This is a genomic window from Phycisphaerae bacterium (genome assembly GCA_012729815.1).
Taxonomy (GTDB): domain Bacteria; phylum Planctomycetota; class Phycisphaerae; order JAAYCJ01; family JAAYCJ01; genus JAAYCJ01.
This window is the reverse complement of record JAAYCJ010000143.1, coordinates 14,335-27,700: the sequence shown is the minus strand read 5'-3', so window position 1 is coordinate 27,700 and position 13,366 is coordinate 14,335. Positions and strand designations below refer to the sequence as shown.

The 13,366-nt window shown below is 63.8% G+C and carries 8 protein-coding genes; 5 read left to right on the top strand and 3 right to left on the bottom strand.

Features of this window, described 5'->3' with window-relative positions:
* Positions 1–90: 90 nt before the first annotated feature.
* From GXY33_09810 to GXY33_09795, 4 genes are read left to right on the top strand one after another with little or no spacing between them, the layout of a single operon-like run.
* Positions 91–1,173, top strand: a complete 1,083-nt coding sequence (locus GXY33_09810) for a GntR family transcriptional regulator (GenBank protein ID NLX05428.1) — start codon at positions 91–93, stop codon at positions 1,171–1,173.
* A complete protein-coding gene (locus GXY33_09805) occupies positions 1,170–3,629 on the top strand; it encodes a hypothetical protein (GenBank protein ID NLX05427.1) in 2,460 nt (819 codons plus the stop codon). Before GXY33_09810 ends, GXY33_09805 begins: the two co-directional genes overlap by 4 nt.
* 9 nt (positions 3,630–3,638) lie before the next feature.
* Positions 3,639–4,319: a prepilin-type N-terminal cleavage/methylation domain-containing protein gene (locus GXY33_09800; protein ID NLX05426.1), complete on the top strand. Its 681-nt coding sequence runs from the start codon at positions 3,639–3,641 to the stop codon at positions 4,317–4,319.
* Positions 4,320–4,342: 23 nt separating this feature from the next.
* Positions 4,343–7,273 carry a hypothetical protein gene (locus tag GXY33_09795; protein NLX05425.1) on the top strand — a complete coding sequence of 977 codons (2,931 nt, stop codon included), beginning with the start codon at positions 4,343–4,345 and terminating at the stop codon, positions 7,271–7,273.
* On the opposite strand, the gene GXY33_09790 is transcribed toward GXY33_09795, so the two are convergent.
* From GXY33_09790 to GXY33_09780, 3 genes are all read right to left on the bottom strand, one after another.
* Positions 7,237–8,520, bottom strand: coding sequence for a hypothetical protein (locus tag GXY33_09790; GenBank protein ID NLX05424.1), 1,284 nt, complete (start codon positions 8,518–8,520; stop codon positions 7,237–7,239). The two genes, GXY33_09795 and GXY33_09790, sit on opposite strands and share 37 nt — an antisense overlap.
* Complete coding sequence (locus GXY33_09785) at positions 8,498–9,550, bottom strand: M48 family metalloprotease (protein NLX05423.1); 1,053 nt, start codon at positions 9,548–9,550, stop codon at positions 8,498–8,500. Before GXY33_09785 ends, GXY33_09790 begins: the two co-directional genes overlap by 23 nt.
* An 86-nt stretch (positions 9,551–9,636) precedes the next feature.
* The gene (locus tag GXY33_09780) at positions 9,637–11,922 is read right to left on the bottom strand and encodes an RNA-binding transcriptional accessory protein (GenBank protein ID NLX05422.1); all 2,286 of its coding nucleotides are present in this window, start codon (positions 11,920–11,922) and stop codon (positions 9,637–9,639) included.
* Positions 11,923–12,161: 239 nt separating this feature from the next.
* Between GXY33_09780 and GXY33_09775 the strand changes: the two genes are divergently transcribed.
* A complete protein-coding gene (locus tag GXY33_09775) occupies positions 12,162–13,322 on the top strand; it encodes an exo-alpha-sialidase (GenBank protein ID NLX05421.1) in 1,161 nt (386 codons plus the stop codon).
* Positions 13,323–13,366: the final 44 nt, after the last annotated feature.

Below are 13,366 nucleotides of genomic sequence, written 5' to 3'. Positions count from 1 at the left end.
TATTTTTTTGCTTGCAGTGTATAACAAAATTTATTAGGCTAGGGGGAGATGTAACGATTTGTTATATGTATAGCCGAAAAGAGTGGCGGGATGGCCAAGTATACGAAGATTGCGGGATTGTTGGAGCAGCGGGTCCGGCATGGGGATTATCTGGTACGGGATATTCCGTCGGAGCGGGAGTTGGCTGCGGAGTTGGGGGTGAGCCACATGACCGCCCGGAAGGCGGTGATGGCGTTGGTGGACAAGGGTTTGCTGGTACGTCGGGCGAATCGGCGGGTGGCGGTGAATCGTCATAGTTCGGTGTCGGGCAAGAAGTTACAGATTGCGTTGATGGTTCCGTTGTGCAAATCGCCGTACGTGGAGCAGTCTCAGCTTTGGCTTGAGGAGATGGCGGGGTCACGGGGTTGGACGTTGCGGGTGATCGGGTACGGTCACTGGCATGACGTGGTGTTGGCGGAGGCGGTGGAGGGGTTTGACGGGGCGTTCATTCTGCCGCTGCCGATGCCGGTTCCGGAGCAGTTGCTGGATCGGTTTTCTCAGGCGGGCCGTCCTTTGGTGAGCATGGGCGAGGACTGGTCGGCGTATGGGATACCGACGTTTCGGCTGGTGTCGCCGGAGATGGTTCAGAAGCTGTTGGACCATTTGGGGAACTTGGGTCATCGTCGGGTGTGGTGTTTGAACACTCAGCCGGTGGGGGGGGTGGTTCAGCGTCGGATCGAGCAGTGGCAGCTCTGGACGGCTGCGCACCGGGTTTCGGGTCGGCTTGTCAATGAGCCGGTCAAGCCGTACGGATCGACGTTGAGTCAGGCGTACGAGATGATTCGGGCGGTTATTCGCCGGGAGGATTTTGACGCGACGGCGATTTTCTGCGCGACGTCGAGCGCGGCGATCGGGGCGATGCGCGGGTTGCACGAGTCGGGATTGCGGGTTGGCCGGGACGTATCGGTGTGCGCGGCGGAGGACGGTGCGGACATGGCTCCGTATTTGATCCCGACGCTGACGTCGCTGCGCGATCCGGATCCGAAGCCTTATTTATCGGTGTGTTTCGACTGGATGGCCCGCGGGGGGCGTGACTGGGTAGGGCCTTTGCTGGTTCAGCCGGCGGATGCGCCGGTGTTTGTGGGCGAGTCGACGGGTCCGGTTCCGGATTCTGTGAAAGGAAGCGGCGCATGAAGCGAGCAGGGCTGGTTGTGTTGACCGCGTTGATGGTCGGTGGTTGGTGCGTGGCGGGAGAGCGGGCGTTTACGGTGGGGGTGAAGGTGCATTTCACGCATCGTCCGGCGGCGGTGGAGCAGCATCTGTCGTTGATGAAGGAGGCGGGCGTCGTGTCGCTGTACGACGACGCCTATTGGCTGGTGATCGAGCAGGAGCAGGGGCGGTACGCGATGCCGGAGTTTTACGATTACTTCGTTCGCCGGGCGGCTGAGATGGGGATTGAGCCGGTGCTGGTGCTGGCGTATTGGAATCCGTTTTACAACGGGGGCGGGTCGCCGGTGACGGATGAGTCGCGGGAGGGGTTCGCGCGGTACTGCGAGTTTGTGGTTCGGCATTTTGGCAAGACGGTACGGAAGTATGAGATATGGAATGAGTGGGGCGGGTATCTGGGCGGTTTTTTGCCGGAGGCTCCGCGGACGGGTCAGACGATCGAGAACTACGTGAAGCTGGCGGCGGCGGCGTATCCGCGGATCAAGGCGGCGGACCCGGAAGTGACGGTGTTGGGCGGCTGGATGATCGAGGGGTGGTTGGACGAGTTCATTGCGCTGGGCGGGTTGAAGTACGTGGATGCGGTGTCGCTGCACGCGTATCCGTACAACGCGGGTTCGCAGCGGTACACGCCGGAAGGCTGGGTGGAGTGGATGGGAGTGGCGGACCGGAAGCTGGCGGCGGCGAGTCCGGATCGGATGGTACGGTTTTATCTGACGGAGACGGGTTGGCCGGGTCACGTGGCGGCGGACGGGACGCGGGCGGATGACGCGATGGACTATGCGGCGCGGATGCTGCTGTTGGCGCGGAGCGTTCCTCGGCTGGCGGGGGTGTACTGGTATGACTGGCAGAACGACGGGATCGACCCGCAGAACCCGGAGCACAATTTCGGCCTGCTGGATGCGGACATGACGCCGAAGCCGGCGTATTTCGCGTATCGCGACCTGGCGGAGCTGGTGTCGACGGGGGAGTTTCTGGGGCGGGTGGAGTTTTCGGATTCGCGGGCGTGCGGGGTTCGGTACAAGCGTGCGGACGGGACGGACGTGTTGGCGTTGTGGAGCACGCCGCGGGACGATCGGTACGTGGTGACGCTGGAGACGGATCGGCTGGATGCGCCGCCGGTGAGGTTGCAGCAGGTGGGCGGTCGGACGATGGAAAGGATGTGGGGCGCGTTGACATGGCCGGACCCGACGGAGAGTTGGGACGTGCAGAAGGGTCGGATTCGGTTGACGTTGAGTTCGACGCCGTGGCTGGTGAGCGGCGATCTGGCGGGCGTGCGGGTTTTGCCGGAGGTGGTGCGTCGTGATTTTCCGGAGTCGCAGCGGCCTGGGAACACGAGGCTGCACATTCCGCGGGAGGTGGCGTTCGCGACGCCGGCATCGTCGGAGGGGGCGGGCAACGTGTACAGCTTTGACGCGGGCGTGCTGACGCCGGTGGTGGAGTTGGATGCGTTCGAGGGCGTTGAGGGGTGGAGTGTTTACGGCGATCGGCCGGCGGTGAAGGCGTCGATTAGTTTGGTTGCGGACCCGGACGACAGGGCGAATACGGCTGCGGAGTTGGCTTATGGGTTTGACGGGCTGCCGGAGACGCTGAACTACTGCGGTTACAGCCGGCCGATGGCGTTGCCGGAGGACGCGAGTTTGCTGAAGTTCCGGATTCGCGGCGACGGGTCGGGCCACATGGTATGGGTTCGTTTGATCGACTCGTCGGGCGAGTTGTTTTCGTGGTGCATTGGCGGGGTGCCGGAGGGCGGGTGGACGGCAATGACGCTGGATTTGTCGCGTCCGGCGGACAGCCACTGGGACGGGAACGGCGACGGACGGATGGACAAGCCGGTGTCGTTCCATTCGTTGACGATCGAGCGTCGGGATCGGTCGTTTGTGGGATCGGGCCGGGTTTTGGTGGACGATCTGGCGGTGGAGCGGCCGGCGCGGTCGGCTGAGGATGTACACAGTTTTGGTCTGACGTGGGACCGGCGGCATTTGTATCTGACGGTGAACGTGAAGGACGCGGTGCACTTTCAGGACTTTGAGGACGGGGCGATGTGGAAGGGGGATTCGATTCAGGTGGCGTTGCAGGCGTTGCCGCACGACGGGCCGATGCCGCGGAGTTATACGGAGTTGACGTGTGCGTTGACGGCGGCGGGCGCGAAGGTGTATCGGCATTCGTCGCAGTCGGACAAGCGGGTGGGCGTGGTCGATGATATCACGGCGGAGATTGCGCGGCACGAGGACCGGACGGTTTACCGGGTGACGATTCCGGTGGAGGCGGTGGACTTGCCGGAGCTTGAGCCGGGCGTGGCGGCTGGGTTTTCGCTGCTGGTGAATACGAACGACGGGTCGGATCGCGGGTATTTCGGATGGGGCGGTGGGATCGGTGCGGATAAGAGTCCCATGGCGTTCAATTGGCTGATGGTCAGCCCGTGAGGCGTAGTCATGAAAACGAGAGATGGGCATTGTCGGTTGTCGGCGTTTACGTTGATCGAGCTTTTGGTGGTGGTGGCGATCATCGCGGTGCTGGTGGCGATTTTGCTGCCGGCGTTGGGGGCGGCGCGGGATCAGTCGAGCACGGTGGTGTGTCAGTCGAACCTTCGGCAGTTGGGGATGATCTTCGCGTTTTACGGGAATGACTACAACGACTACGTGGCGACGAACGCGGTGGCGCCGGGCGGGTCGCGGTGGTACGACGTGCTGGCGGAGTACCAGGCGACTCGGCGGATCGACGTGACGCTGAGCAAGGTGACGATTTGTCCGGTGAATCCGGTGCCGGCTTCGCTGATGGAGGGTTCGCGTCCGCTGACGAATTACGCGCAGTCGGATGCGTTGATGTCGGCGTTTCACTACTGGCTCTGGGGGAGCGGTCGGGAGTGGGGACCGCCGTTTCGGTTCGTGGATTTTGTCGATCCGTCGGAGAAGGTGAATTTGATCGACGCGACGACGCACGGGGTGGCGGCCCCTCACTATCGGTTCTGGGGCGACACGAGCTATCAGTACGCGATTGCGCAGCCGCACCATTCTGGGGCGAATGCGTTGTTTGCGGATGGCGCGGCGGGATGGCGGCTGTGGACGGATTTTGCGGATCCGACGCGTGTTCGGCGGTTTTTTCCGGATTATTGATGCGTTTGTTGTGGAGTGAACTGATGCGAGCGGCGTGTTTTGTGATGGCGGCGGCGGGTCTGGTTTCGTCGGTTTTGGGTCAGGTGGCGGATTTGCCGGTGTTTCAGTGTTTTCCACCGGAGCGGCCGTTGCACGATGTGTGGATTGAGGGGGAGGGGTTTGCGGAGCAGAGCGGCTTTGCGGTGATGGCGAGGGAGGATTGTTACGGCGGGCGGCAGATGGTTTTGCACACGGCGGAGCAGGGGGGGCATTGGATTCGGTACGAGTTTGAGGTGGCGGAGGCGGGGACGTATTTGTTGAGCGTGGCGGGCGGTCCGGTGGGCGAGGGGTACTGTTCGCAGATCGGGTATGCGATTGACGACCAGGCGCGGCGCGAGGTGACGGCGTTGGGCCGGTCGGATCGGGCGTGGGGTCACGCCGGGTGCGCGCGGTGGACGAATCTGGCGATGCGGGCGTTTGAGGCGGGACGTCACAGTCTGACGATTTTTGTGGATCGGCCGCGGTGGGGCGATGGGACGGTTTACGCGTATTGGATCGACGCGGTGTGTCTGCTTGGCGATCCGATCGCGCGGCTGAACATGCCGCCGGTGGTGGTGACGGATCGTCCGGCGAACATATTCGCGGGCGATGAGCCGATCGTGTTTGGTCTGAAGTATCCACATCCGGCGGGGGTGTGGGAGTGGATGGTGAGCGACTGGCGCGGGCGGACGTCGGCGGAGGGAGGCTGGCGGTTGGGCGAGGAGTCGTTGCGGCTGCCGGCGTTGCCGATGGGGTACTACCGGCTGCGGATCAGACCGGAGGGCGCGGCGGAATGGCAGCCGTTTGTGCCGTTCGCGCGAGTGGTCGATCCGGGTGAGCGAGCGGCCGATCCGAACAGTCCGTTCGCGATGGACGCGGGACCGAGTTGGGCGCGGTGTCCGGACGGGCGGTTTGAGCCGCCGGAGAAGATGCACGAGGTGCTGGCGGAAGTGGCGCGGCTTTGCGGGGCGGTGATGATTCGGGAGCGGAACGGTTGGAGCGAAGAGCCGCGGGGCGAGTACCACTGGGGGGAGACCGTTGATCGGAACGCGCGGCTGTTTTCGGAGCGCGGGGTGCAGATCTGCGGGATGTATCACAACGCGCCGGGCTTCGCGATAAATCCGAGGCGGGTGGGTTTCGTGTGGGACCTGATGGCGGTGTATCGGTTTTCGCGTGCGTGCGTGGAGCATTTCGGGGGGCGGATGCAGGCGTGGGAGTTCATGAACGAGCCGGACGCGTGGGCGGGTCCGGCGTGGGATCTGGCGGCGGCGCACAAGGCGGCGTATCTGGGTTTCAAGGCGGGCGACGCGAAGATCAACGTGCTGAATCCGTCGAGTTGTTTTCATCCGGTTCCGCGGTTCATGGACACGGCGATGGAAAACGGGCTGGGGGACTATTTCGATACGTACAACTGCCACATTTACGAGCGGGAGTTCGAGAACTTCCCGAAGGTGGTGGCGGACGAGCGGGCGCTGCTGTCGCGGTACGGCGTGGGCCACAAGCCGATGTGGGTGACGGAGAACGGGTACTACGGCGGCGGGGCGGGAGCGTCGGTGATTCCGGGGAGCGGGTTGATGGAGCATGACGCGGAGCAGGAGCTGTCGCAGGCGGAGTATATCGTCAAGTCGCAGCTTTTGTTTGGGGCGTTGGGGGTGGAGCGGGATTTTTCGTTTTACCTGCCGCCGTATCAGGAGCCGGGGCGGGTGTGGGGATTTTTGCGGTGGGATTTTACGGTCAAGCCGGTGATCGCGGCGTACGCGGCCATGACGTGGCAGTTGAACGGGGCGCGGTATCGCGGTCGGCTGGCGTTGGGTCCGGAGGTTGAGGCGCTGCTGTACGACGGGGCGGACGGTACGCAGACGCTGGTGTTGTGGTCGAAGGACGGGGAGGATCGGGAGGTGGAGGTGGGCAGTCCGGTTTCGCGGGTCGCGTTGTTTGACTTTGTCGGTCGATCGGCGGCTGTGCCGGTGTCGGATGGCTTGTGCCGGTTGTCGGTAGGGCGGTATCCGATTTACGTTCGCGGGTTGGCGTCGCTGGAGGCGGTTGAGGGGCCGGTGGCGGTCGAGGCGGCGGCTGAGACGGTGGAGAAGGATTTGAGCGTGGTGTTGCGGTTGGATCTGGGCGATGAGTTCCAGTACATTCCGAACAAGGTGTTGCTGGAGGATGGGTTTGTCGGGCAGGCGACGCTGGAGGTGTTTAACTTTTCCGATACGGCCAAGCGTGGCGTGATCGAGAATCTGGGCGAAGGGTATGTCGTGGACGGCTTGCCGGAGTCGGTGGACGTGGCGGCGATGGCGAAGGCGGCGATTCCGATCGGGATACGGTTCGGTGAAGATGCGTACGGGGTGGTCAAGGTTCGTCTGGCGGGGCGGTTTGCGGGCCGGCCCACGAGCCCGGTGTGCATTCCGGTGAAGCTGTCGGCGGCGGGCGTGGACCCTTCGCTGGCGGCGCGGGAGGTTCCGTGGCGGGAGGCGGAGCGGTGGGTTGCGAACAGTTCGGGGAAGATGGGTATCAGTTTCGATGAGGCGGAGGGGGCGGTGCGGTTCGAGGTGGAGTTTCCCGCTGGGGCGGATTGCTGGGTGTATCCGGAGTTTCCGTTGGCGCTGCCCGGGGAGTCGCTGGCTGGCGCGGTGGGATTGACGTTTGAGGTCAAGGCTGAGCCGCTGTGCGGTTTTTGCCTGGTGATGGCAGTGTTGGAGGACACGCACGAGGTGGGCGAGCGGTGCGACTTCAACTACCGCGTTACGTCGGCGTGGTCGCGGGTGCACATTTTCTTCGATGAGGATGCGCCGGCTTCGTTCGATCCGGCTACGGTGAAGATGCTGCGGATCGGGGGGAATCCGAGCGGTGGGCATTACAGTTATTGGATTCGGGACCTCAAGTGGTTATTCCCGAAGTCTCATTCGGCGACCACCCGGACTTCGGAGAGGCTTTGAGCGAGGTTGGCAGGGGTTTTGCCTTGTTGGAAGGGGGCATCGTGGAGCGGGGCGTAGAGTTCGAGGCTGGCGTGGATGAGTTGTCGGCGGTGGAGGGCGGCGGCTTCGTCGGGGTTGAGGGCTGAGCGGTAGATGAGCCAGTCTCGGAGGTCGACGGTTCCCTGTCCGGGTTCGGCGTTGGCGATTCCGAGGGAGAAGCGTTGCGGCGTGAGGGATTCGGCGATGGCGCCCGCCGGTTCGCCGTCGAGGAAGAGGAGGGTCTGGCCGTTGGCGTAGCGGTGGGCGAGGGCGAGTTGATGCCATTGGCCGTCGGCTATGTTTGCCGTTGAGGCCAGGCGTGCGGCGTTGAGGCCGTGGTAGACGAGCTTGCCGGATTGGACGGTCAGGCGGACGGTTTTTTCGGCGGCGCGGATTTGAGCGATCGGGGCATTGGCGGCGGAGGTGCGGAAGGCGACGGCGACGGTGAAGGGGCGCATGGGATGGGTCGGTTGGAAGGCGAGGATCGGCGTTGTCGCGCTGGATCGGTCGGATCGCCAGTATCCGTCGGTTGTGGTGAAGCGGGGTATGGGTTTGCCGGCGGCCAAGGCGTCGAAGAGGGAGGGGACGATGGCGTGGAACATTTCTTCGTGGCCGCGGTCGGAGGGATGGCCGGCGTCGGCTTCGCAGGCTTTGACCCAGTGGCCGTGTCCGTCGTCGACGGCGCCGAGGAAGTTGATGCCTGGTACGTCCCAGGTGTTGATGAGGAGGTTCATCCGGCGGGTGTACTCGTATTTTTCGGGCGAGAAGTCGCTGTTGGCGTAGCAGAGTCCGATGACCGGCTGGATGTTTGCGGCGCGGCAGCGGTTGATGAGGGTGCAGAGGCCGCGATGGAACTGGTCGAAGACGCGTTGGCATTCGGCGTCGTCGTCGGCTGCGGCCAATCCTTCGTTGGCGAGTGAGAGGCCGATGATCGCGTAGTCCGGCTGGGCGGTCAGGAGTTCGTCGAATCGCGGCTGGATGGAGACGGTGTTGTCGCCGCCTCGTGAGACGTTTACGAGTTTCCATTGGCGTGGGAGGGCTTCGGCGAGTCTGGCGGCGTATCCGCCACGGCTGTCGCGCTCGCCGGAGGCGACGGAGGAGCCGAAGACGGCGATGGTTCGCGGTGCGGGTTTGGCCGCCGTTTGTGTCGCTGTCTGTTCCGCTGCCGCCGGTTGATTTGTGAGGACCATGGCCAGTAACGTCAGACTAATCGTCGTCTTCCTCGTCATCGTCGTCGTCATCCTTACGTTGTTTTTTTCGGGCTTCTTTTTCGGCTTTTCGGCGTTCCTTTTCCTGTCGTTCGAGTTCTTTTTTTCGCTCTTTTTCCTGACGTTTGAGTTCTTTTTTTTGCTGTTTTTCGGTGTCCTTCTGGCGGTCGGAGTCGATGGCGGGGGCGGATTCGCGGTCGTCCTGGAGTTGCTGCGGCGGGACGGCTGGGCCGATGGGGGTATCGCCGCGGTAGTACGGCATAACTTCTGGGATGAGGCTTTGGATGTTGGCGATTCGCTGCTGGGTGGGGGGATGGGTGCGTAGGAAGGCGGGCCCCTCGCTGGCGGAACCAGCGGCGGCCATTCGCTGCCAGAAGTCGACGGCCTCATGGGGGTCGTATCCGGCGAGGGCCATGAAGATGAGTCCGAGGTGGTCGGCTTCGTTTTCGTGGAGTCGGCTGTAGGGCAGGAGGACGCCGACCTGGGTGGTGGCCCCGTAGGCTTTGAGGAAGAGGTCACGGGTTTCGGCTGGGCTTTGGGCCATGGCCTGTGAGAGGGCCATGCCGCCCATCTGGGCGAGGAGTCCCTGGCTGACGCGTTCGTTGCCGTGGCCGGCGACGACGTGGGCGATTTCGTGTCCCATGACGGTGGCGATTCCGGCTTCGTTCTGGGCGACGGGGAGGATACCTTCGAAGAAGACGACCTTGCCGCCGGGCATGGCGAAGGCGTTGACCTGGTCGGATTCGACGAGGTTGAACTCCCAGTTGAAGCCCTGGATTCGGTCGAGTTCACCGGTTTCTCGGAGGTAGCTATGGACGGCCTGTCGGATTCGCTGGCCGACTTCTTGGACGGCGGCGGTGGCTTTGGCGTCGGCGCTGGGCGGGTTTTGGGCGAGGAATTTCTGGTATTCCTGGACGCTCATGGCGTTGAGGGTTCCTTCCGGGACGAGTTTGAGTTGTCGTCGGCCGGTGACCGGGGCTTCGGAGCAGCCGATCAGGAACAGGGGCAAGCCCAAGGCGGCGATCAGGATACGTCTGGTCAGGGAATTCATCATCCACCCCCTCTGGAAGAGGTCCCAAAGAGTTTCCACTTTTGGAATAACGATTCTACCGGGAGGCGGATTGTTCCGCAATAGGATCAGCGTCGTTTGTCGGTTTGGCGGGCCTTGGCGAGGGCGTCGGAGAACCATCCGCCGGCCTGGGGTTTGGGTTGGGCCGGCCGCGGCTGATCGCGGCGTTGGCGGGGTTTTTCGTCGCGTGTTTTCTCGTTTCGGGCGGGCGCGGCGTCGGGATCGGATTTGAGGGAGAGGGCGATTCGTTTGCGTTCGAGGTCGACTTCGAGGACGGTGACGAGGACCCGCTGTTGGACCTTGACGACGTCGTTTGGGTCTTTGACGAATCGGTCGGCGAGCTGGCTGATGTGGACGAGTCCGTCCTGATGGACGCCGATATCGACGAAGGCGCCGAAGGCGGTGACGTTGGTGACGATACCGGGGAGTTTCATGCCGGGTTGGACGTCCTGGAGTTTTTCGACGCCTTCGGCGAACTGGAAGGCTTCGAACTGCTGTCGCGGGTCGCGGCCGGGTTTGGCGAGTTCGGCGAGGATGTCGGTGAGGGTGGGCAGGCCGACGGTGTCGGTGACGTAGCGGTGGACGTCGATCTTGCGTCGGATCTGCTCGTCGCGGATGAGGTCGGCGACGCGGCAGCCGAGATCGGCGGCCATGGCGTCGACGACGGAGTAGCTTTCGGGGTGGACGGCGCTGGCGTCGAGGGGGTTCTGGGCGTCGCGGACTCGCAGGAAGCCGGCGGCCTGTTCGAAGGCTTTGGGTCCGAGTCGCGGGACGTCGAGGAGGGCCCGGCGTGAGGGGAAGGGTCCGTGCTCGTTGCGGTAGGCGACGATGTTTTCGGCGAGGGTTGGTCCGAGGCCGGAGACGTAGGTGAGGAGCTGCTTGCTGGCGGTGTTGACTTCGACGCCGACGGAGTTGACGCAACTGACGACGGTGTCGTCGAGGCTCTTGCGGAGTGCGGTCTGGTCGACATCGTGCTGGTATTGGCCGACGCCGATGGATTTGGGGTCGATTTTGACGAGTTCGGCGAGGGGGTCCACGAGTCGTCGGGCGATGGAGACGGCGCCTCGGACGGTGACGTCGTGGTCGGGGAATTCGTCGCGTGCGGTTTCGGAGGCGGAGTAGACGGAGGCGCCGCTTTCGCTGACCATGACGACGGCGATGGCGGGCGGCAGTCCGAGGCTTCGGACGAAGTTTTCGGTTTCGCGGCTGGCGGTGCCGTTGCCGATGGCGACGGCCTGGATATCGAATCGCTGGGCGAGGGCGAGGAGTGTGTGTCCGGCAAGTTCGGTCTGGTGGGCGGAGCCGGTGGGGAAGACGACGTCGTCGTGGAGGAGCTTGCCCTGGGCGTCGAGGCAGACGACCTTGCAGCCGGTTCGGAAACCGGGGTCGATTCCCATGACGCGTTTTTGTCCGAGTGGCGGGGCGAGGAGGAGTTCGCGGAGGTTCTGGGCGAAGACGGCGATGGCGGCTTCGTCGGAGCGTCGTTTGCTGTCGAGGCGGATTTCGGTTTCCATGGAGAGGGAGAGGAGGCGTTTATAGGCATCGTGGACGGCGAGGCGGACCTGTTGGCCGGCTGGGCTGGGGTTTTTGACGAAGCGTTTTTCGAGGAGGGGCAAGGCGTCTTCTTCGGGCGGTTCGATGCGGAGGGTGAGGACTTTTTCGTTTTCGCCGCGCCGCATGGCGAGGACGCGGTGGGAGGGGGCGGTGGCGATGGGTTCGGACCAGTCGAAGTAGTCCTTGAACTTGGCGCCTTCCTGTTCCTTGCCGGCGATGAGTTTGGATTTGATGAGGCCCTTTTCGGCGAAGAGGTCGCGCATTTGAGCGCGGGCGTCGGCGTCCTCGTTGACGCGTTCGGCGATGATGTCACGGGCTCCGGCGAGGGCTTCTTGGGGATCGGCGACGCCTTTTTCGGCGTTGACGAAGTGGGCGGCTTGTGCGGCTGGGTTGACGGCTGGGTCCTGGGTCCAGAGGAGATCGGCGAGGGGTTCGAGGCCTTTTTCTTTGGCGATGGTGGCGCGGGTTCGTCGTTTGGGTCGGAAGGGGAGGTAGATGTCCTCGAGAACGGCGAGGGTTTCGGCGTGGTCGATTTTGGCTTTCAGATCGTCGGTGAGAAGCTGGCGTTCGTCGAGGGATTTGAGGATGGCATCGCGTCGTTTGTCGAGTTCGTCGAGTTGTTCGAGGCGGTCGCGGATGGCGGTGATGGCGACCTCGTCGAGTGAGCCGGTGGCCTCCTTGCGGTAGCGGGAGATGAAGGGGACGGTTCCGCCTTCGGCGAGGAGGGCGGCGGCGGCTGCGACCTGGCGGGTCTGGAGGTTCAGTTCGTTCGAGATTCTCTGAATATGGGTTTGGTTCATCCGTGATTTATCCTTTGTTGATCGCTGTATATTCAAAGGCGTAAGTGTAGCAACATGAAGGCGACGGTGCCAGCGTAGAGGCGGTTGTGGGTGCAGATCGAAGGTTCAAAGTGGTTTGGTGCGGCCAGAGGGATAGCGGTGTGGGCGGAGGCTTGGCGGCGGTGAATTTCGTGGCGTGGCGGAAGGGCGCGGGTAGGATGGCTGGTCGGAGATTTGGTTTGTTTTGTAAGGAGCTTGTCATGGCGGAGACGGCGAAGCGTTATCCTCACGAGACGGAGGCGGTGGGTGGGACGGCGGCGGATCGGGCGCGGAATGCGGCGCTGCTGGGCGGGTACGAGTATGAGAGGTACGTCGAGGCGCTGACCGGGTATACGGGTCAGGACCTCCAGCGGGTGGGGTTTGTGGCGTGGAAGCCGGCGGTCCGGGTTCGGGTGGGGGATCGCGGGAACTACAAGGCGGGAATGATCCAGCGGAAGGATGGGGGGTTGGTGGCGGCGGTCTGTCGGGACAACAACGATCCGGACCGGGCCAAGCGGCGGTTCGGGATATTCGTTTACGAGTCGGCGGATCGCGGTGAGAGCTGGCGGGAGATCGGCGAGACGCCGCTGTACGGGAAGGAGCCGATGCTGGTGGGTTTGCCGAGCGGGCGGCTGGTGATGACGGCGCAAGGCGGCGTGGTGGGCGCCGGCGGCGAGCGGAAGCCGGATGAGCAGACGCTGGCGTGGTCGGACGACGGCGGGCGGAGCTGGACCAGTTCGGTGTACAGGTCGTGGGACTATCCGCGTCAGGCGGTGGTGGAGGAGGACGGGGGGCTGCTGGTGGTGACGGCGAAGAAGCCGGAGTGGGGCGGCGAGCCGAACGGCAGCAGCCATCTGCAGTTGGGCCGGTCGCGGGACGGCGGGGAGACGTGGGAGTTTTCGGAAGGGCGGATTGACTGGGATTACACGTGGTTTGGTGAGGTGGGCGCGGTGCGGCTGAGGGACGGTCGGCTGTTGGCGGCGTTGCGACGGCAGTTGCCGGAGACGACGGGTGAGGGGTTTGAGGACACGGTGATTACCGAGTCGACGGACGGCGGGCGGACGTGGGCGCGGCCGTGGAGCTTGACCGGCAATGCGCACGTGCACGCGTATCTGACCGAGCTTCGGGACGGGCGGCTGTTGTGTACGTATTCGAACTATCACGTGCCGTTCGGCGTATCGGCGATCGTGAGTGAGGACGGCGGTCGGACGTGGGATCGCGATCGGACGATCCGGCTGCACACGTCGAACGGCTATTGGGTCGGCTGGGCGGTGACGCTGGAGTTGAAGGGCGGCGAGCTTATTACCAGTTATGCAGCCACGACGTATCGCGAGGAGGCGCCGCGGCACGTGACGTGCGAAGCGGTGCGGTGGCGTCTGTAGGCTGGGTGGCGGCTTGAGGGGAGGGGTCTGAGGTGTTGCCGGTT